Origin of the sequence: Streptomyces sp. NBC_01506 (genome assembly GCF_045040295.1) — a bacterium.
GTDB lineage: Bacteria > Actinomycetota > Actinomycetes > Streptomycetales > Streptomycetaceae > Streptomyces.
The window spans coordinates 2,108,292-2,127,970 of sequence record NZ_CP109422.1 but is presented as its reverse complement, the minus strand read 5'-3'; the positions used below and the strand labels follow the sequence as shown (position 1 = coordinate 2,127,970).

At 70.2% G+C, this 19,679-nt stretch carries 16 protein-coding genes; 11 read left to right on the top strand and 5 right to left on the bottom strand.

What is annotated here, in order from left to right:
- The first annotated feature begins 31 nt into the window (after positions 1-31).
- The 3 genes from OG329_RS08830 (at position 32) to OG329_RS08820 (ending at position 2,853) form a co-directional block, all read left to right on the top strand.
- Positions 32-682: a thymidine kinase gene (locus OG329_RS08830; protein ID WP_405793911.1), complete on the top strand. Its 651-nt coding sequence runs from the start codon at positions 32-34 to the stop codon at positions 680-682.
- Between the two features lie 127 nt (positions 683-809).
- On the top strand, positions 810-1,727 hold the full coding sequence (locus OG329_RS08825) for a ribokinase (protein ID WP_405793910.1): 918 nt from the start codon (positions 810-812) through the stop codon (positions 1,725-1,727).
- 58 nt (positions 1,728-1,785) lie between these two features.
- On the top strand, positions 1,786-2,853 hold the full coding sequence (locus tag OG329_RS08820; protein WP_405793908.1) for a LacI family DNA-binding transcriptional regulator: 1,068 nt from the start codon (positions 1,786-1,788) through the stop codon (positions 2,851-2,853).
- 226 nt (positions 2,854-3,079) lie between these two features.
- On the opposite strand, the gene OG329_RS08815 is transcribed toward OG329_RS08820, so the two are convergent.
- Positions 3,080-4,000, bottom strand: coding sequence for a ribokinase (locus tag OG329_RS08815; protein ID WP_405793906.1), 921 nt, complete (start codon positions 3,998-4,000; stop codon positions 3,080-3,082).
- 263 nt (positions 4,001-4,263) lie between these two features.
- On the opposite strand from OG329_RS08815, the gene OG329_RS08810 reads away from it, so the two are divergent.
- The 5 genes from OG329_RS08810 to OG329_RS08790 all read left to right on the top strand — a co-directional run bounded on the left by OG329_RS08810 (position 4,264) and on the right by OG329_RS08790 (position 11,283).
- Positions 4,264-5,766: an MDR family MFS transporter gene (locus tag OG329_RS08810; RefSeq protein ID WP_405793904.1), complete on the top strand. Its 1,503-nt coding sequence runs from the start codon at positions 4,264-4,266 to the stop codon at positions 5,764-5,766.
- A gap of 59 nt (positions 5,767-5,825) precedes the next feature.
- Complete coding sequence (locus OG329_RS08805) at positions 5,826-6,860, top strand: NAD(P)-dependent oxidoreductase (RefSeq protein WP_405793903.1); 1,035 nt, start codon at positions 5,826-5,828, stop codon at positions 6,858-6,860.
- A gap of 27 nt (positions 6,861-6,887) precedes the next feature.
- Positions 6,888-7,967 carry a Gfo/Idh/MocA family protein gene (locus OG329_RS08800; protein ID WP_405793902.1) on the top strand — a complete coding sequence of 360 codons (1,080 nt, stop codon included), beginning with the start codon at positions 6,888-6,890 and terminating at the stop codon, positions 7,965-7,967.
- Positions 7,968-8,530: 563 nt separating this feature from the next.
- Positions 8,531-9,898, top strand: coding sequence for an ADP-ribosylglycohydrolase family protein (locus tag OG329_RS08795; RefSeq protein ID WP_405793901.1), 1,368 nt, complete (start codon positions 8,531-8,533; stop codon positions 9,896-9,898).
- A gap of 95 nt (positions 9,899-9,993) precedes the next feature.
- On the top strand, positions 9,994-11,283 hold the full coding sequence (locus tag OG329_RS08790; protein ID WP_405793899.1) for an MFS transporter: 1,290 nt from the start codon (positions 9,994-9,996) through the stop codon (positions 11,281-11,283).
- A gap of 187 nt (positions 11,284-11,470) precedes the next feature.
- On the opposite strand, the gene OG329_RS08785 is transcribed toward OG329_RS08790, so the two are convergent.
- Positions 11,471-12,271, bottom strand: coding sequence for a VOC family protein (locus OG329_RS08785; RefSeq protein ID WP_405793898.1), 801 nt, complete (start codon positions 12,269-12,271; stop codon positions 11,471-11,473).
- A 263-nt stretch (positions 12,272-12,534) separates the two neighbouring features.
- On the opposite strand from OG329_RS08785, the gene OG329_RS08780 reads away from it, so the two are divergent.
- Entirely contained in the window at positions 12,535-13,371 is an 837-nt protein-coding gene (locus OG329_RS08780; RefSeq protein WP_405793897.1) for a sulfurtransferase, read from the top strand.
- Positions 13,372-13,429: 58 nt separating this feature from the next.
- Here OG329_RS08780 and sepH read toward each other — a convergent pair whose 3' ends face one another.
- Positions 13,430-14,482 carry a septation protein SepH gene (sepH, locus tag OG329_RS08775; protein WP_405793895.1) on the bottom strand — a complete coding sequence of 351 codons (1,053 nt, stop codon included), beginning with the start codon at positions 14,480-14,482 and terminating at the stop codon, positions 13,430-13,432.
- A gap of 488 nt (positions 14,483-14,970) precedes the next feature.
- Between sepH and OG329_RS08770 the strand changes: the two genes are divergently transcribed.
- Positions 14,971-15,801 carry a hypothetical protein gene (locus OG329_RS08770; protein ID WP_405793894.1) on the top strand — a complete coding sequence of 277 codons (831 nt, stop codon included), beginning with the start codon at positions 14,971-14,973 and terminating at the stop codon, positions 15,799-15,801.
- 12 nt (positions 15,802-15,813) lie between these two features.
- Here the strand turns inward: OG329_RS08770 and OG329_RS08765 are convergent, their stop codons facing one another.
- Together OG329_RS08765 and OG329_RS08760 are read right to left on the bottom strand one after the other, a co-directional pair.
- Positions 15,814-17,151: a D-arabinono-1,4-lactone oxidase gene (locus tag OG329_RS08765; protein ID WP_405793892.1), complete on the bottom strand. Its 1,338-nt coding sequence runs from the start codon at positions 17,149-17,151 to the stop codon at positions 15,814-15,816.
- Positions 17,093-18,358: an MFS transporter gene (locus OG329_RS08760; protein ID WP_405793890.1), complete on the bottom strand. Its 1,266-nt coding sequence runs from the start codon at positions 18,356-18,358 to the stop codon at positions 17,093-17,095. Before OG329_RS08760 ends, OG329_RS08765 begins: the two co-directional genes overlap by 59 nt.
- Before the next feature lie 158 nt (positions 18,359-18,516).
- Here OG329_RS08760 and OG329_RS08755 point away from each other — a divergent pair, with 158 nt between their 5' ends.
- Positions 18,517-19,671 carry a ferrochelatase gene (locus OG329_RS08755; RefSeq protein ID WP_405793889.1) on the top strand — a complete coding sequence of 385 codons (1,155 nt, stop codon included), beginning with the start codon at positions 18,517-18,519 and terminating at the stop codon, positions 19,669-19,671.
- The last annotated feature ends 8 nt before the right edge of the window (positions 19,672-19,679 follow it).

The following is a 19,679-nucleotide window of genomic DNA, read 5'->3' as shown; positions in this document are numbered from 1 at the left end:
ACCCATATACCTGAAAGGCCGTCACTTCCTCATGCCCGAGCTGGTGTTCTTCTCCGGAACGATGGACTGCGGAAAGAGCACCCTGGCTCTGCAGATCGAGCACAACCGCTCCGCCCGCGGCCTGCTGGGCATGATCTTCACACGCGACGACCGCGCGGGCGAGGGCAAGCTCTCCTCCCGGCTCGGCCTGGTCACCGACGCCGTCGAGGCCGCCGACGGCTTCGACTTCTACGCGTACATCGTCGACCGCCTCTCCCAGGGCGGCCGTTGCGACTACGTCATCGCCGACGAGGCCCAGTTCCTCGCGCCCGACCAGATCGACCAGCTCGCCCGCATCGTGGACGACCTCGACCTGGACGTCTTCGCCTTCGGCATCACCACCGACTTCCGCACCGAACTCTTCCCGGGCTCCCGACGCCTGGTGGAACTCGCCGACCGCGTCGAGGTCCTTCAGGTCGAGGCCCTGTGCTGGTGCGGGGCGCGCGCCACGCACAACGCCCGTACGGTCGGCGGACAGATGGTGGTCGAGGGCGCCCAGGTCGTCGTCGGCGACGTGCACCACTCGGAGGACGAGGTCGGCTACGAGGTGCTGTGCCGCCGCCACCACCGCCGCCGCATGACGGCGGCGACGGCCAGGGCCGCCGCGCTCTCGCCGGACGTGCTGCCGATCAACCACGGCTGACCGTTCTTCACTCGGCCGGCGCCCGTCCCTCCCCGAACAGGGGAATAGCATTGCCCATGGTGCGGCCGTGCGGTCATCGGTGGCCACCACCGTGCGGCGATTCGACGAGCACCGACGAAGGGAAGCAATGGCCGGGAACCTCATCGTGGTCGGGTCGGCGAACCAGGACTACGTCCTGTCGGTGGACGCCCTGCCGACCGGCGGGGAGACCCGGTTGGCACGCAGCCTGCGCCGGTTCCCCGGTGGAAAGGGCGCGAATCAGGCCGTTGCCGCGGCACGGCTCGGGGCCGGGGTCGCGATCGTCGGCGCCGTCGGCGATGACGACGACGGGGCCCTGCTCATCCGCGAGTTGCGCGCCGAGGGCGTCGACACCAGCGAGATCGAGATCACCTCCGCCGACCGCACCGGGCTCGCCTTCGTCTCGCTCCTGCCGGGGGGCGACAGCGCCCAGACAGTCGTCCCGGGCGCGAACCACGCCCTCAGCGCCACCCGGGCCGCCCACGTGGTACGCCGCCTCGCCACTCCCGACTCCGTACTCGTCGTCCAGGCCGAGATCCCGGCGGACGTCGTTTCCGCTGTCGTTCGCGCGGCGTCCGAGAACGGCGTACGGAGCGTCGTGAATCTCTCGCCGCTCATCGACCTGGCGGAGTCGGTGCTGCGTCTCGCCGATCCCCTGGTGGTCTACGGCGTCGAGGTCCCGGCGCTGACGGGCTTCGCGATCGACGGCAGGGAACGCGCCGAGGAGGCCGCCACGGCACTCCTGCGGTCCGCCCGGTCCGTGGTCGTCGTCGCCGATCACGACGGCGCCGCGTGGGCCGACCCCAGCGGCGGCGGATATGTGATGTCGCCCCACGTCGGCGCGATCGTGGACGCGACCGGTGCGGGTGACGCGTTCGTCGGGGCTCTCGTCACCCTTCTCGCGGAAGGTGCGAGCCTGAAGGAAGCCGTCCGGATCGGCGTGGAGGCCGGCGCCGTCGCCGTGTCGAGGGTGGGAGCCCAGGCTTCGTATCCCTACCGGCGCGACATTCGGCAGCTCAGGCGCTGACGGGGACGTGGCGCGGCGAACTGCTTCGTCGCGGTATTTCGAGAGTAGGGATGAGCAGATGGCGTCGAAGGTCACCCGCGCGGACGTCGCGCGCATGGCGGGCGTCTCGCCGGCGGTCGTCAGCTATGTCACCAACGGTGGGCCCCGTCCCGTGTCGGCCGCGGCGCGGGCGCGTGTGGAGGCGGCGATCGAGGCTCTGAGGTACCGGCCCGACGCCTTGGCGACCGCCTTCCGGGACGGCAGGACCATGTCGGTCGGACTGCTGATGCCGAGCCCGATGAATCCGTACTACGCGGAGATGGCGCAGGCGGTGGAGGTCGAGCTGGTACGGCGGGGCTACGTCCTGTCCATCGGGATCAGCGCCTTCAACGCCGAGCAGGACGAAGCACAGATCCGCTCCTTCGAGGACCGTCGTACGACGGGGCTGCTCATCGCGTCGGCGGCCTCACTGCACGGCAATTTCGCCGCGCACCAGTGGTCGACGCCGCATGTGGTGCTGGACGACGTGACCGAGGTTTCGCCGGAATCCCCTTCGGTGTACACGGATTCGTATTACGACGTCCGCCGTGCCGTCGATCATCTTCAGTACCACGGCCATTCCGCCGTCGCGTGCGTCGCCGGGCCGCCCACGTGGCCGGACGAGGCGCGGCGGGTGCAGGCGTGGCGCGACCAGCAGTCGGAGGCGGGCTTCCCGGCCGGCGACGACCTTGTGGGCCATGCCGACGTGAGCGCGGAAGGCGGATCGATGGCGCTGAGAGTGCTGCTGGAAGAGGACTCCTACCGCCGCTCCCGCCGCGAGCGCATGCCCACGGCCGTGGTCGTCACCAGCGACGTCCAGGCGTTCGGCGTGCTGCGCGTCTGCCATGAGCTGGGCATCGGCGTCCCGGACGATCTCGCGATCATCTCGTGCGACGGGGTGCGTCAGAGCCTGTTCGGCTGGCCGCGTCTGACTTCGATGCGCCGCCCACTGCGGGAGGTCGTCCGGACGTCGATCTCACTGCTCACGGGCAGCGAGAGCCCCGAGGCCAGGAACCCGGCCCCGCACATCTCCCTGCGCGGCAATCTGCTCGTCGGCGAGAGCTGCGGATGCGAGCCCACCATCCAGTGGTCCGGCGGTATGAGCTGACGGGGGCCGACCACGGCCGGGCCATGACTGAGCAGTAGCGCCGTCCGCCCGCAGGGCGGGGCGTGCGGCCCGCCGCGGAGCGGCTGACGACTCGCTCGGCGCGTGCGATCGCCAGGCGCAGGTTCGGCGTTGTGGACGGCCCGGCCGTACGTGGGCGACTTTGACGACAACGACGCGAGGTGCCGTGCCAGGCGTTCCGGGCCCGCGAAGATCCGCCGGAGGGGTCCTATGCGCCGGGTGCCCCGGCGACATCGGCTCGCGAGGGATACGACGCCTGCGCTCCGACGCGCGTGACGGCGACCGTGCCGACCTCGACGGCGAAGCGCACCGCTGTCTCAAGATCCCGGCCCTCCGCCAGCATGGTCGCCAGACCGCCGACGAAGGCGTCGCCCGCGCCGGTCGTGTCCACGACCTGACGCACTTCGGGAGCGCGGACGGTGCCGCTGCCCGTTCGGTCGGCCCACACCGCACCTGCCCCGCCGAGAGTGATCACGGCTGAGCCGGCGCGTCCGGCGAGCGTCCGTGCGGCCTGCTCGGCGGACTCCTGAGCGGTGACCGGGGCTCCGAGCAGCGCTGACGCTTCCACCTCGTTGACGATCAGCGGGGCCGCCGGACGAAGGACTGCCGCGGGCAGCTCGACGAAGGGCGCGAGGTTGAGGACGGTACGCGCGCCGGCCTCCGTACTCGCCTCGACGGCCGCCTGAAGGGCGGGCACCGGGATCTCTCCTTGCAGGACGACGACGGACGAGGCGTCGGCCAGTCGTCGGACCGTGCGTGAGACGCGCCCCGCGGCGAGCGTGAAGTTCGCGCCGGAGACCACGGTGATGGCGTTCTCCCCGTCAGGGAGAACGGAGACGAAGGCGACCCCGGTGCGTTCGGCAGTCGTGATCTCGACGTCGCCCGCGTCCACGCCCTCCGAACGAAGCTCGCCGATGAGGAGGGCCCCGTCGGGGTCGTCACCGACCGCACCGACGAAGTGCACGTCCGCGCCGAGGCGAGCCGCCGCGACGGCCTGGTTGACGCCCTTTCCACCTGGGAATCGCCGCAGTCGCCCGCCCAGGCGCGTCTCTCCGGGGCGTGGCAGGGCGTCACAGTTGATGACGTAGTCCTGGTTCGCGGACCCGACAACGATCACAGCGCCGGTCACTTTACGTCTCCTTCGTCGATCCTGTGCAACACGAGTTGACCATAGCGGTAACTCGTGTTGACATGGAAGTGCGGTGGACGGTGAGCGGCCATTTGACGGATCCGGCCGGACCCTCCCACCACGCGTCTCCACCGCGTGGCCCCCACCCGGTGCCCCGCACGACCCGAGCGGCCCGCCGCCGTGCGACCGCCGGCTGCCGGACATGTCACCCGCTCCACCCATCGACATGCCGCCCTTCACCCACCGACGACAGGAACGCGACCTTGGCACAACGACACGGATCTCAGGCGCCGGCAAGGGCGCGCGTCGTCATCGGGGTGCTGCTCGCCTCCTCGTTCGTCGTGGTACTGAACGAGACGATCATGACCGTCGCGATCCCGAGGCTGGTGACCGAGCTTGAGATCTCCGTCAACACGGCCCAGTGGCTGACCACCGCGTACATGCTCACGATGGCGATCGTGATCCCGACCACCGGGTTCATCATCCAGCGGTTCTCGACGCGAGCGGTCTTCGTCACGGCTTCCGCGGTCTTCATAGGCGGCACGCTGGTCGCGTCGGTGTCGCCCGGCTTCGGCCTGCTTCTGATCGCGAGGATTGTGCAGGCGAGCGCGGCGGGCGTGCTGCTGCCGCTGCTCATGACGACCGTGCTCACGCTGGCTCCCGCCGCGCGCCGGGGGACGCTGATGGGCGTGGTGACGATCGTCCTCGCCGTCGCCCCGGCGATCGGGCCGGCGCTCGCGGGGCTGGTTCTGCACTATCTCCCCTGGCGGTACCTCTTCGTCGTCCTGCTGCCGGTCGCCGTGGGCGCGCTGATCGTCGGGCTGGTGTTCCTGAGCAACATCGGAACGACGAGACGGACCACGCTGGACGGCCTGTCGGTGCTGCTGGCCGTCATCGGATTCGGCCCGCTCATCCTCGGGCTGAGCCAGCTCGGCGAGGCCCGTCACGGGGCGCAACGGCTGCTGGTCGCGTCGGGGCTTGTCGTCGCCGGAGCCGGGGCCGTAGCACTCTTCGCCTGGCGTCAGACGTTCCTCGTGAGGAAGCGGGATCCGGTGCTGGACATCCGGGTGTTCGCGGCACCGCAGTTCCGCCTCAGCCTGAGCATTCTCCTGTTGTGCATGGCCGCCTACTACGGCGCGCTGCTCGCTCTGCCGTACTACCTTCAGCGCGTCACCGGGCTCGACACCCTCACCACCGGTATGGCCATGCTGCCGGGAGGTCTGCTGATGGGGATCATGGGCCCCGTCGCGGGGCGCTTCTTCGATCGTTTCGGCCCGCGTATTCCGATCGTCGCGGGGACCGGGGCACTGATCGTCTTCTACGCCTGTTTCGCGTTCCTCGACACGGGCACCCCGGTCTGGCTCATCGCCGTTCTGTATGCCGGGTTCATGGGGCTGGGCATGGGGGTGATCTCCACTCCGGCCGTGACCAGCGCGCTGGAAGCCCTGCCTCCGGAGCGGTACTCACACGGGAACGCCGTGATCGCGTCGTTGCAGCAGGTGGCCGGCGCCGCCGGCAGCGCGGCATTCGCCGCGGCGTTCTCCCTGTCGGCGCTGGCCACCGGGCCGGGCGACGACGCCGGGGGCGAACTCACGGCCATCCGGATCGGCTTCGGCGTCTCGGCCGGGGTCGCCGCCGTCGCCTTCGTTCTCGCGTTCCGGGTCGCCAGGAAGCGACGACCCGACCCGGACGGCGCCTGGCCGGACCACCCGGACACCGAGGCCCTTGTTCCCTCGGGGACGTCAACTGCCCCCGAGGCGCGATGAGGGCGCACCGGCCCGACTCCGTCGAGCCGAACCGACGACAGAAAGAGGAGTGATTTCACATGCGGGACGTCATAGTCGTCAATGAGTCATTCGAACGCCATTGGTCCTACAGCGCCGACTTCGCGCGGCAGAGCTGGCAGAACTCGCAGAGCGAGACTCTTCAATTCGTCCGGCTCGCGCCCGACGACCACCGGCCGCTGGACAGACTGGAACTCCCGCAGGACACCCGGCGGCTACTCGTCCTGAGCTTCGATCTGGATCTCGGCGACGGATCCTTCCCGGCACTTCCGCACCTGAAGGAGGCCGCGTTCGCCGAGAAGCCCGCAGCCGACGAATTCACCGCCAACGCCGCCGCACGCGGGGTCGACGTATATTTCCCCCGGAACGAAGGCTTCTGGGCCCAGTCGGTCGCCGAGTTCGCGATCGGGCTGACCGTCAACGGCCTGCGCCGAATTCCACAGACATACGCGGCGATGCGCGACAGTCTCGACATCTGGCGGTACTACCCCGGGGAAGGCAACGGGCGCCCGCGTACGAGGGCCGCCCAGTTCGGCGACGACCCCGGCTTCGTCTCCGGCACCGTCGCGGGAAAACGCGTCCGCGTCGTGGGCATGGGCAACATCGGTACTCGATACGCGTCGTTCTGCTCCGCGCTCGGCGCGGATGTCGTCGGCTGGAGCGCGTCCGCGCCCGATCCGGTGTTCCACCGCTCCGGTGCCCGCCGCCGCTTCCGGCTCGAGGAACTCGTGGCGGACGCTGACATCTTCGCGCCCATGATCCCGCATCTGCCGGCGACGGAGGGTCTGATCACGCGAGAGCTGATCGACGCGTTGCCGAAGGGATGCCTGGTCGTGTGCGTCACCCGTATGCAGATTCTGGACAGCGACGCGCTGCGGCGGCGCGTCGAGGCTGACGAACTCTCGCTCGCCGCCGATGTCTTCGACATCGAACCGCTGCCGCTCGACGACCCGTTGATCGGGCGTCACAACGTGGTGCACACGCCGCACAACGCCGGTCGGACCCTCGACTCGAATCGTGAGTTCGCCGATGGCCTCATCGAGCAGTTCCGCCGTGTCCGCCCATCCCACCCGTAGAAAAGACACAACAACAGGAGGCGCAACATGAGCGGGATCACCGTGGCCGTCGTCGGTCTCAATTTCGGTGAACTCTGGGTGCCGATCTATCAAGCCCACCCTGCGGTGGAACGGGTCGTGCTGTGCGATCCGGAGCCGAGCGTTCTCGAAAGGGTGGCGCGCGCGAACGCGGTGTCCGACATCTTCTCCACACTTGAAGACGTTCTGGCCTCGCCCGAGATCGACGCGGTCCATCTACTCACTCCGCTGCATCTGCATGCCGAGCAGACGTTCGCCGTCATGGGTGCGGGAAAGCACTGCGCCGTCGCGGTCACCCCGACGCTGGAATTCGACGATCTTCAGCGGATCGTCGACCTCCAGAACCTGACGGGGCTGAATTACATGATGATGGAGACGGGCGCGTACTCCGACCCGGTCGTGCACATCAAGCGGCTGGTCGATTCCGGAGAGTTCGGAAACGTGGTCTTCGGGCGCGGCGAACATCATCAGGACATGGAGGGATGGCCCGGCTACTGGGTCGGACTGCCGCCCATGTGGTACTCGACCCATGCGCTGGCCCCCGTGCTCGCGGTCCTGGGCAAGCGTCCCACCACCGTCCGCGCGCTCGGCGCCGGGCTGCTGCCGGAGGAAGCGCGGGGCGTCTGGGGGAATCCGTATCCGATGGAAACCGCGCTGTACGAGCTGGCGGATTCGACGGCCACCGTGCAGGTGACCAGGTCGATGTTCCAGACCGCGCGGGCACCGGTCGAGTCGTTCTCGCTCTACGGGGAGCGGCACGGTCTTGAGTGGGGCAGGACCACCGAGGAGGCGCCGCTGTACTTCTCGTGGGGCGAACGCGGACCCAACGGCCGGGGCCGCGTGGTCGACGCGGTCTCCTACCAGCCACCCGACCTGTCCGACACGATGCCGCCCGAGCTGGCGCGAGGCAGCCAGCTCTACTGGGGCGCGGCGCCGCGGCTGGTGCACGAATTCGTGAGCAGCATCGTCGAGCGGCGGCGGCCGAGCCTCGACGCGGTCGTCGCCGCGCAGTGGACGGCGGCAGGCTTCGCCGCCCATGAATCGGCGGTCGGCGGCGGGTCGGCGGTGGAGATTCCCGCCTTCTTCTAGTGCCGTCAGCGCCGTCAGCGCCGTCAGCGCCGTCAGCGCCGTCAGGGCAGTCGGTCAGGGCAGTCGGTCAGCCCTGACCGACTGCCCTGACGGCGCCGGTCCGGGCCTGCCCCGCCCACCGCCGCACCCGTTGCCACCCGGCGTCCCGGCCGGTGAAAAGATGTTGTGCAATTCGTGTTGACACTCCATGCAACCCGTGTTGATATATGGAAACGCAGATATGAGGACCAAGTCTCGCCACCCGCGATCCGGACCGAATCCTTGTATCAAGGAAAGACACGGCGCTCCGATACGTCGGATCCAAGCGTCCCCGTCGGCGAGATGCCCGCGAGAGCTGAATCGTCCACTCTGCCGAGGCCATCGCCGAAGGCGGAACGAACGTCTCCCGTATCTCCCGTACCTCCCCCATCGAACTGTTGGTGACCACCGGGTCGCCGGGCAAGCGATCGAGCTCGTGATTCATGTCGCTCGGAATTTCTGAACGGTCGTCCGCCGAGGTTCCCGGCAGGAGAAAGAGTTCCGCCGGCCGAACCTACTTTGACAGCGAAAGCACAGGAGTCACCTTGCATGCCGCACTCAACTACCAGCAGCTCCTTCGGGCGGAACTCGCGCAACGGCAGGAGAGCGGTTACGACGTGGCCGCGATCGAGGCGCGGATATCCGCCGACGGTGGAATCGCCGCCCTCGCCCAGGACCGGGCACGGAGCCTTCTCACGGAGCTCGAATCGACCACCGCGCGCCCCGGCTGGACCTTCTTCGAGCCGGAGTCGCTGGCGGAGATCATCTCCGAGGCGGACTGGCCCGCGCCGGATCACGCCGCCCCGGGGGCGGACTACGAGGCAAAGGCCGCTCGCGCGTGGAACGGCCGTATCGCCGGAAACATGCTCGGGAAACCGGTGGAGAGCCTGGGCGAATGGTCCCCGCCCGTGCTCCGCTCCTTCCTGGAGTCCCAGGACGCATGGCCGCTGACCGACTACTTTCCGGCCGTCGCCGATACGGGGGAGGACTTCCCGGAGTACGTCCCTTGCTGGACCGAGACGACGCGGGGCCGTATCAGCGGATCGGCGCGCGACGACGATCTCGACTACACGATCCTCAATCTGCACATCCTGCGGACCGTGGGCCCGGATTTCTCCACGGCCGATGTCGCCGCCGCCTGGCTGACCCTCCTTCCGTTCCTCCAGACCTTCACCGCCGAGCGCGTCGCCATCAGGAATCTCGTGGCGGGTGTCGACCCCGAGGACGCGGCGAATGTGCGCAATCCCTACCGCGAGTACATCGGCGCGGCGATACGTGCGGACGTCTTCGGATATGTGAGCCCCGGAGACGCCGCGGGAGCGGCGGAACTGGCATACCGGGACGCGGTTCTGTCGCACCGGGCCAACGGCGTCTACGGCGAGATGTGGTGTGCCGCGCTCGTGGCGTCGGCCTTTACGGCGAACGGAATACGAGAGGCGTTCGACAGGTCACTGACCGTGGTCCCGCACCGCTCCCGGCTCCACGCCGCGCTGAGCTCCGTCCGGGAGTGGAGGGACCGGGGACTGTCCTGGGAGGAAGCGCGCGCCCGTATCGACAGCGAACTCGGTTTCTACGGTTCGGTCCACACCGTTGTCAACGCGGCGGTCCTGGCGGCCGGCCTGCTGTGGGCCGACGGGGACTTCGACCGCTCGATCGCGCTGACGGTGCTCGGCGGACTGGACACCGACTCCAACGGCGCGACGGCCGGATCCGTCGCGGGTCTGCTCGCGCCGTCGATCGACGAACGGTGGACCGCACCGCTGGAGGACACCGTACGCAGCGCGGTGTTCGGCTACGACGGCATATCGATCTCGTCCCTGGTGGCGCACACCGTCGAGGTGGCGACTGCCCTGCGCGAGAAAAGCGTTTCGGCCGTGGCGGCCGAGGCGTACACGCCACGCGACATCTGGTGATGACCCACGGCAGTCCGGACTCCCGGCGGACAGTACTCGAATCGAGAAGTCGAATGACCCAATTGACAATGCCGTCAACGAATGAAGCAGAGAAGTTGCGTACGGCGAAACGTACGGCGTTCGCCAGCTTTCTCGGCACGACGTTCCAGTTCCTGGACGCCTCCATCTACGGCATCGTCGCCGCCGTCGTCTTCAGTAAGGTCTTCTTTCCCGCCGACAATCCCCAACTGGCGAGTGTCGGCGCGGTCGCGACCTTCGCCGTCGCTTACGTCACGGGACCGATCGGCGCATTCGTCCTCGGCCCACTGGGTGACCGAATCGGCCGGCAGAAGATGACCGTCATCACCATCACCGGCATGGGCGTGGCCACCTTCCTCATCGGCTGTCTGCCCGGGTACGGCACGATCGGGTTCGCGGCGCCCGTACTGCTCGTGATCCTGCGGATCTTCCAGGGCTTCTTCACCTCCAGTGAACAGGCCGGGACCAGCTCACTGACGATGGAGCACGCCCCCACCGAACGGCGCGGGTTCTTCGTCAGCTTCATCAACGTCGGTGTCGGTGTCGGCGCTGTCCTCGGCCAGCTCGCGTTCATCCCCATCCTGGCGCTGCCCGAGGACGATCTGCTCAGTTGGGGATGGCGGATACCGTTCCTCGCGAGCATCGTCTGGACGGCGATCGTGTTGATATTCCGGCGGAGCATCCACGATGCCGATGTGTTCGTCGAGACGAAGAACGAGGGCAAGGTGGCCCGTTACCCGGTCGCGCCGTTGTTCCGCGATCACTGGCGCAGCGTGATTCGGGTCATTCTGCTGTGCCTGATGGCGGTGCCCGGAACGGTCGTAGGCGTGTACGCCTTCGGCTACGGGGTGGACACGGTCGGCATTCCGGCCAGCGAACTCCTGACGGTGCAGCTCATCGTCATCGTCGTCACCACTCCGCTGCTGCCGCTGTGGGGGCTGCTGGGTGACCGAATAGGGCGCAAGCCGGTGTTCGCGGGGGGTGTGTTGATCGGCGGCCTGCTCATCTTCCCGCTTTTCCTCGCGCTCAAGAGCGGGAACCTCTTGCTGGTCGCGCTCCTGGAGATCCTGGCGTACGGGTTCCTCAACGCCGGGCAGGCGCTGCAACTGTCGATGTTCACAGAGATGTTCCCCACGAAAGTCCGCACGACCGGCGTCGCCATCGGCAGCCAACTCGGGTTCCTGGTCGCCGGTTTCGCACCGACGATCTGTTACGCGATCCAGCGGTCCGGGCCGTCGGGCTGGGTCCCGGCCGCCGTATTCACCACCGGGGTCTGTGTCATCGCCTCGATCGCCGCGTTCACCGGGCGGGAGACGGCCAACCGGGACGTGACCGTCCTGGACTCGGCGGAAGCGCCGACTCCGTAGCCGGCGCGGTGCGTCGGTGGCCCTTCCGGGTCACGGTGGCGTTCTGCCTGTCGCAGTGGGCCAGGGGCCGGTACGCCCCTGGCTGACTGACGCGCCCAACGGCCGCCGTGTCACCGGACAGGCGGCCGTTGAGGTCAGCGGCCGACCGGCCGTCCGGCCAACGGAGCACCCGGACCCGGGGCCCGGCTCAACGCGCCGTCGACCGCACCACGCTGAAGACCGCGCCCTCCGGGTCCGTCACCGTCGCGACCCGGCCCGTCGGGGTCTCCCACGGTGGGTCGATCACATGGCCGCCCAGTTCCGCGACGCGCAGCGCCGCCGCGTCCGTGTCGTCCACCTCGAAGTACGTCATCCAGTACGCGCCACGGACCCGGCCCAGGCCCTCGCCGACCCCGTGCAGCGTCGCCACCGCCTGCCCGTCGAGGCGCAGCGTCAGTACGTCGGCCCCGTCGCGGCCGGTCGCCTCCACGTCGTAACCGAAGACCGACCGGTAGAACGTGCCCACCCACGCCGCCTCGTGGGTCAACAGCTCGTTCCAGACCGGCGTTCCGTGCCCCGGCACGCCCTCCGCCACAGCGGTGCCGCCACCGGTGCGCGCCTTCCCCTGCTGCCGGACCCCGAAGACCGCGCCCGCCGGGTCCGACGCCAGCGCGACGCGCCCGTTCACTCCCGCGTCGAGCGGCCCCACCCCGACGGTGCCGCCGCAGCACCTGATCGCCTCCGCCGTCGCGTCCGCGTCGTCCGTCGCCAGATACGTCGTCCACGCGAGCGGCAGCCGCCGCTCCGGCGCCAGTTGGCCGATACCGGCGACCTCCTGCCCGTCGAGCACGCCGCGTACGTACGCGCCCAACGGCTCGGGCCCCGCGACGCGGACGAACTTCCAGCCGAACAGCGCTCCGTAGAAGTCCTGCGTCGTGCCAAGGCCGTGCACCATCAGACTCACCCAGCAAGGTGTGCCGGGTGTGCGCCGGATCGCTGCCTCGGTCATCGTCACTCTCTCCTCGGACCGTTCGGGGACGGTCGTGATCGCGATGGGCAAACGGAAGACGGGGCGCGCGCCTCGGACGGCGCGGCCGGGTGCCCGAGCAGATGGTTCCACTCCCCACCGCGCACCGCGCCCCGGCCGCGCCGCCTTTGGCGCGATCCAGCATGAGGATGACCGTTTTGACATTGACGTAACGTCGCCGTTGTATCACTCACCGGGGCTTGGTCAGGTCCGAACGCCCTTGCCGGTGCGCGAGGATGGCACGCATGACAGTCATCATCTCCGCGTCCGAACTCGCCGGTCTGATCGCCGGAGCCCGGCCGCCCGTCCTGCTCGACGTCCGTTACGCGCCCGGCGCCCCGCCCGGTCGTCCGGAGTACGAGGCCGGCCATCTGCCCGGCGCCGTCTTCGTCGACCTCGAAGCGGAACTGTCCGCCCCGCCCGGCGCCGGTGGCCGTCATCCGCTGCCCGACGTAACGGCGTTCGGCGCGGTGATGCGCCGCGCGGGCGTCTTCGCCGGCACACCCGTCGTCGTCTACGACGGAGGGCTCGGCTGGGCCGCGGCCCGCGCCTGGTGGATGCTGCGCTGGACCGGCCATGAGGACGTACGGGTGCTGGACGGCGGACTCGCGGGCTGGGACGGCCCGTTGACCACCGAGATCCCGACCCCGCGGGAGGGCGACTTCAGCCCCGTACCGGATTCGCTTCCGCTGCTCGACGCGGACGGCGCCGCCGCGCTGGCCCGCGACGGGCTCCTGTTCGACGCGCGGGCGGCGGAGCGCTACCGGGGCGACGTCGAACCGCTCGACCGCGTCGGCGGGCACATCCCGGGCGCGGTCTCGGCGCCCACCTCCGAGAACGTCGGCCCGGACGGCCGTTTCCTCCCGGCCGACGTGCTCGCCGCCCGGTTCAAGGCGCTGGGCGCGACGGGCGACCCCAACGGCCCCGAGGTCGGCGTCTACTGCGGCTCCGGGGTCTCGGCGGCGCACCAGTTGGTGGCGCTGGAGATCGCGGGCATCGAGGCGGCGCTGTACGCCGGTTCCTGGTCCGAGTGGACGGCGGACCCCGCGCGCCCGGTGGCAACGGGCCCCGACCCGCGGTAACTCGTGGAGGGATCGGGGCCGTACGCGTACGGCCCCGGCCCCTCGGCGACGACCGCGCTCAGTCCTGCTTCTTGCGGCGCGTGCCGAACACGATCTCGTCCCAGCTCGGCACGGCGGCCCGGCGGCCCGGCCGTACGCCGTCCGCCTCCGCCTGACGGTCCGTCGTACCGGTCAGCCGGTCGCGGTGACCGGCCACCGAACGCGGCATCAGCACATCCGCGTACGCCGATCCCGCGCCCGCCGAGGCGGCCGGTGCCACCGGCTCCTCGTCGTCGTCCACCTGACCGGGCTCGATCGCCGGCGGCTCGGGCGGCGAAGGCCGCTCCGGGACCACCATGTCGCCACGGAAGCTCGGCACCGCCTCCAGCAGGCTGGTCAGGGTGTCGCGCTCGCTGGTGTCCTCGTCCGGGTCCGGCGCGCTCGGGCGCTCCATCTGCCGTTCCAGGGCGCGGTCGAGCGGCCGTTCGCGATCCCTGGGCAGCCGCGCGATGCGCGGTACGAACGGGAAGCTCGGCTCCTTCGTACCGAGGGCGAGCGAGTCGTCCGTCTCGCCGATCAGCGAGCGCGCCTCGTCGTCCACCGCCTGGACGAGCCGCCGGGGCGGGTCGTACGTCCAGCTCGCCGAGTGCGGTTCGCCCGCGACCCGGTAGACGAGCAGGACTTCCCAGGTGCCGTCGTCGCGGCGCCACGAGTCCCACTGCGCGGTCTCCTTCTCGGCGCCGCGCATGAGCAGCCGCTCGTGCACCGCCTCGCCCAGTTGGGGACCGGTGTTCTCGCCGGGGCGGCGTACTGCCGTCTTTCTGGCGCGCTCGGCCATGAAGGCGCGCTCGGCCAGCACGGGACCCTCGAAGCGCCGGACCCGGTCGACCGGGATGCCGGCCATTTGGGCGACCTCCTCGGCGGAGGCTCCGGACCGTATACGCGCCTGGATGTCACGGGGCCTGAGGTGGCTCTCCACCTCGATCTCGATCTGGCCGAGACGGGCCCGGTCGTTACGTACGGCGGCCCGCAGCCGCTCGTCGATGGGGAGCGTGTACTCCGTGCTGTCGGCAGCCTTGAGCACCAGTCGTGTGCCGTCGTTGGAGACGGCCACGACACGCAGTTCGGGCATGGGGACCTCCCGGGTGGTGCCTGCCGACGTCACGTGCGTCGCTGCTTCCGCTAGTCGAGTGTGACCTGCCCGGGTGCAGCCTGCCACAACCTTGCCGAGTTGCCCGGCGTGTCGGGCATGGGCCCTGGAACGCCGTCATGACACGGTTGCCTGTTTGCGACTCAGAGTGACAGACCCGGTCACACTGTGTAGCAGGCGCCCGTGCGGTGCCATCGCGCCGCCGGATCGAGTGCCACTTCGGCCCCCCTCCCGCAGACCCGGACACCTGTGAGGGAGTCCGGCCCCAGGGCTCGCCACAGTACTCCATTCGGGCCATCGGGGTGGACTGCCACGCCACCGAAGTTCTCCGGGGGGAGGGGAGTTGAGGGGGTGTCCGTATCCCGCACGCGTGTCCCAATTCACACATTCTACAGAAGCGGAACTATCCGATTCGCTCAAATGTCCCTTCCTGGTGCACGGTGGCACAGATGGGCAAGCAGAGGTCGGAGATGGATCAGAGGCGGAACCCGGACATTCGGGCCGGTGACGGGGTGGCGACGCGACGGCTCGATCTGAGCGTGCCACAGGTCGCGGGCAGCGCGCTCGCGGCGGCGGTGTTCGCCTCCAAGCTCGGGGTGTACGGCACGATCATCGGCGCCGGAGTGGTGAGCGTGATCGCCACCTGCGGCGGCACGGTCTTCCAGCATCTGTTCCGGCGCACCGGTGACCAGATACGCGAGGTCTCGGTCCAGGTGAAGCCGAAGGCGCGCCAGGTGTACGACTCCGAGCCGGCCCCCGGCGTCCCGCGCCCGGCCCCCGCCGACCACTCTCCCCAGGAGCCCACCGCCCAGGACGAGTTCGGGGGAGCCACCACGTACGGCACCCGCGTACGCGGGTGGAAGCGGCCCGTTGTCGCGGCCGTGGTCGTCTTCGCCGTGGCGATGCTGGGCATCACCGGTTACGAGCTGGCCGCCGGGCAGGAGTTGAGCGGCGGCAAGGGAACGACCTTCAGCTCCGTCGTACGGGGCGGGGACAGCGGCAAGGACTCCACGCCCGACGGACCGGCCGGGCCGCAGGACGGCGGCACGGGCACGGGCACGGACACCGACCCGGGCACCGCCGACACCCCGACCCCTACCCCGTCCGCACCCGACACCGGTCAGAGCCCGAACCCCCCGCAGACCGGCGGCCCTTCGAACGAGCCGACCGTGCCGAACGAGCCGACCGTGCCGAACGAGCCGACCGTGCCGACGCCGGAGACGTCGCGACCGGGTGACTCCTCGGGCCAGGACGCCTCGCCGCCGCCTCAGCCCACGACCCCGACGCCCACCACGCCGTAGAGCAGTCCGGTCCTACGCCCCGATGACCCGCCGCAGATACGGGTTCCCGAACATCCGCTCCGGGTCCAGCCGGTCGCGTACCGCCGTGAACTCCTCGAAGCGCGGATAGACCCCGGCCAGATACGCCGCGTCCCGCGTGTGGACCTTGCCCCAGTGCGGCCGGCCGCCGTGCGCGGCCATGATCCGTTCCACCGCCGTGAAGTACGAGCGGTAAGGCGTGCCCCGGTACAGATGCACCGCGATGTACGCCGTCTCCCGGCCCGACGCCGTGGACAGCGGGATGTCGTCGGCGGGCGCGGTGCGCACCTCCACCGGGAAGCTCACCCGCAGGGGTGAGCGCTCGATCATGGCCTTGACCTCGCGCAGCGCGCCCACCACCGTCTCGCGCGGCAGGGCGTACTCCATCTCCACGAAACGCACGCGGCGCGGGCTCGTGAAGACCTTGTAAGGAATATCCGTGTACATACGGGCGGACAGCGCGCGGCTGGACACCCGGGCGATCGCGGGGATGGTCCGGGGCACCGCGCGGCCGACCGAACAGGCCACCTGGAACAGCCCGTTGGAGAGGAGTTCGTCCTCGATCCAACTACTGACCGGGCCGGGCGGGGCCGCCGGGCCGGCGCTGCGGTTGTTGCGCTTGGTGTTGCAGTTGCCGGTGTGCGGAAACCAGTAGAACTCGAAGTGCTCGTTCTCCGCGACGAGTTCGTCGAAGTCCGCCGTGACCCGGTCGAAGGACATCGGCTCCTCGCGCGCCGTCAGCAGGAACACCGGCTCCACGGCGAAGGTGATCGCGGAGACCACACCCAGCGCGCCCAGTCCGATCCGGGCGCTCGCGAAGATCTCCGGATTCTCGCTCCCGGAGCACGTCAGCACCGAACCGTCCGCCGTGACCAGCTCCAGGCCCCGGATCTGCGCGGCGATCGAGGCCGACTCGCGACCGGTGCCGTGCGTGCCCGTGGACGTCGCGCCGGCGACGGTCTGATCCATGATGTCGCCCATGTTCGTGAGCGACAGGCCCTCCCTGGCCAGCGCCTCGTTCAGACGCTTCAGCGGGGTGCCCGCCTCCACCGTGACGGTGCCGGCCGTCCGGTCGATCCCACGGATGCCGGTGAGCAGATCGGGCCGTATCAGCAGACCGTCGGTGGCCGCCGCGGACGTGAACGAGTGCCCCGTACCGACCGCCTTCACCCGCAAACCGTCCTCGGCGGCCGTACGGACCGCGTCGGCCAGCTCCGCCACGGAGGCGGGGGAGACCGCGCGGGTGGGACGCGCGCTCACGTTCCCCGCCCAGTTACGCCAGGTGCTTGTCGGGTTCCGCCTCGTCGCCGCGCCCGTACCGGTGTTGGTCATCAGCCCCGCGCCCCTCCCCATCCGTTGGCCGCTCCCGCAGCCGGCGGTGGCCCAGCAGCGCCACCAGGGCCGCGACGCCTCCCGCCACGACGGGCACAGCGAACCCCGCCCGCGCCCCGGAGGCGTCCACCACCCATCCCGCGGCGGACGAGCCGAGCGCCACTCCGACGGCGAGTCCCGTACTGGTCCAGGTCATGCCCTCGGTGAGCTTGGTACGAGGTACGTGCGCTTCGACGAGGGCCATCGTCGTCACCATCGTCGGTGCGATCGAGAGGCCGGCGACAAAGAGCGCCACAGCCAGGATCGGCAGACTCCCGGCCAGTTGGAGGGGGATCATACTCACGGCCATCGCGCAGACTCCCACCAGCCACCTCCTGGACGCGCTGCCCCGCGGGCGCAGCAGCCCGAAGACGGCGCCGGCGAGACAGGAGCCGAGCGCGTACACGGCGAGCACGAGGCTCGCCGCCGTCTTGTTCCCCCGCTCCTCGGCGAACGCCACGGTCACCACGTCGATGGCGCCGAAGATCGCGCCCGTCGCCACGAAGGTGACCACCAGCACCTGAAGACCGGGGGAGCGCAGCGCGATGCCCCCGGTGTGGTGCTCGCGCGACTGCGGCACCGGCTCGGTGGCGCGCTGCGCCGTCAGCCAGAACACCCCGACCACCAGGAACAGCGCGGCCAGCAGCGGCCCCGACTCGGGGAACCAGGCCGTGGACAGACCGATCGCGATGATCGGGCCGAAGATGAAGCACACCTCGTCGACGATCGACTCCCACGCGTACGCGGCATGCAGCTCGCGCGGCGACCCCCGGTAGATCTCCGCCCAGCGCGCCCGGACCATCGACCCCACGCTCGGCACACAGCCGGCGCCCGCGGCGAAGACGAAGAGTGTCCACTCGGGGGCCGAGCGCTGGGCGCACACCAGCAGTCCGGCGACGGCCGTCACGGCGATCAGCGTGGCCGGCCGCAGCACCCGCCGCTGGCCGTGCCGGTCCACCAGCCGCGAGATCAGCGGGCCCATCACGGCGGCGGACAGCGCCAGCGTCGCCGACAGCGCGCCCGCCAGCCCGTAACGCCCGGTGAGCTGGGAGATCATCGTCACGATGCCGATGCCCATCATGGACAGCGGCATCCGGCCGACGAGGCCGGCCGCGCTGAATCTCAGGGTGCCGGGCGCGGCGAAGATCGCGCGGTAGGGACTGGCCACGGTGTCGCTCCGGTTGGGCGCTGTCGCGAGTGACGGCGCGCGTACGGCCGCTGGGCACTGGCGGTAAGGAATGAACAGGCGCAGACAGCTTACGGCCCGAGGGTGCCCGAGCGCGCCGCGGTTTACCGCCGCCCAACGGCGGATGGCAGGATCGGAACATGCCCGAACAGCGTGCGACTTCTCCCTACGACGCCCTTCTGCTGCTGTCCTTCGGTGGACCCGAAGGCCCGGACGACGTGGTTCCGTTCCTTCGGAACGTGACGCGCGGCCGGGGCATCCCCGAGGAGCGGCTGAGGGAAGTCGGGCAGCACTACTTCCAGTTCGGCGGCGTCAGCCCGATCAACGAGCACAACCGCGTCCTGCTGGCGGCCCTGCGCGAGGACTTCGCCGAGCACGGCCTGGACCTGCCCGTCTACTGGGGCAACCGCAACTGGGCGCCGTATCTGACCGACACCCTGCGGGAGATGACCAGGGACGGCCGTCGCCGCGTCGCCGTCCTGGCCACCAGCGCCTACGCCTCCTACTCAGGTTGCCGCCAGTACCGCGAGAACCTCGCGGACGCGCTCGCCACACTCGTGGACGAGGGCCTCGAGCCGCCCCGTATCGACAAACTGCGGCACTACTTCAACCACCCCGGCTTCGTACGCCCCATGGCCGAGAGCGTGCTCGCGTCCCTCGCCGATCTTCCTCAGGAGGTACGCGCGGGGGCCCATCTCGCCTTCACCACCCACTCCGTGCCGGTGGCCGCCGCCGACACCTCGGGCCCTGTCGAGGACCACGGTGACGGCGGCGCGTACGTCGCCCAGCATCTGGACGTGGCGCGGCTGATCGCCGACACGGTGCGCGAGGAGACCGGTGTCGAGCGCCCCTGGGAACTCGTCTACCAGTCGCGCAGCGGCGCCCCGCACATCCCCTGGCTGGAGCCCGACATCTGCGACCACCTCCAGGCCCTGCACGGCGCGGGCGCCCCGGCGGTCGTCATGGTGCCCATCGGGTTCGTCTCGGACCATATGGAGGTGCTGTACGACCTCGACACCGAGGCCACGGCGAAGGCCGCCGAACTGGGCCTGCCGGTCCGGCGCTCGGCGACGGTCGGGGCGGACGGGCGGTTCGTCGCGGCCGTACGCGATCTGCTCCTGGAGCGCGCGGCGACCGAGCGGGGGCGCGCGGTGGAGCGCTGCGCGCTCGGGGCGCTCGGTCCGAGCCACGACCTCTGTCCGGTCGGCTGCTGCCCCGCCAGGACGCCCCGGCCGGCCGCCGCGGGCGCCGACAGCCCGTACGGCCCCTACAGCCCGCACAGCCCGTACGCCTGACGTCTCGC

Coding starts and splice junctions, on each gene's coding strand:
- OG329_RS08830 (WP_405793911.1), top strand. CDS start 32: ATGCCCGAGCTGGTGTTCTTCTCCGGAACGATGGACTGCGGAAAGAGC.
- OG329_RS08825 (WP_405793910.1), top strand. CDS start 810: ATGGCCGGGAACCTCATCGTGGTCGGGTCGGCGAACCAGGACTACGTC.
- OG329_RS08820 (WP_405793908.1), top strand. CDS start 1,786: ATGGCGTCGAAGGTCACCCGCGCGGACGTCGCGCGCATGGCGGGCGTC.
- OG329_RS08805 (WP_405793903.1), top strand. CDS start 5,826: ATGCGGGACGTCATAGTCGTCAATGAGTCATTCGAACGCCATTGGTCC.
- OG329_RS08800 (WP_405793902.1), top strand. CDS start 6,888: ATGAGCGGGATCACCGTGGCCGTCGTCGGTCTCAATTTCGGTGAACTC.
- OG329_RS08785 (WP_405793898.1), bottom strand. CDS start 12,271: ATGACCGAGGCAGCGATCCGGCGCACACCCGGCACACCTTGCTGGGTG.
- OG329_RS08780 (WP_405793897.1), top strand. CDS start 12,535: ATGACAGTCATCATCTCCGCGTCCGAACTCGCCGGTCTGATCGCCGGA.
- sepH (WP_405793895.1), bottom strand. CDS start 14,482: ATGCCCGAACTGCGTGTCGTGGCCGTCTCCAACGACGGCACACGACTG.
- OG329_RS08770 (WP_405793894.1), top strand. CDS start 14,971: ATGGATCAGAGGCGGAACCCGGACATTCGGGCCGGTGACGGGGTGGCG.
- OG329_RS08765 (WP_405793892.1), bottom strand. CDS start 17,151: ATGACCAACACCGGTACGGGCGCGGCGACGAGGCGGAACCCGACAAGC.
- OG329_RS08755 (WP_405793889.1), top strand. CDS start 18,517: ATGCCCGAACAGCGTGCGACTTCTCCCTACGACGCCCTTCTGCTGCTG.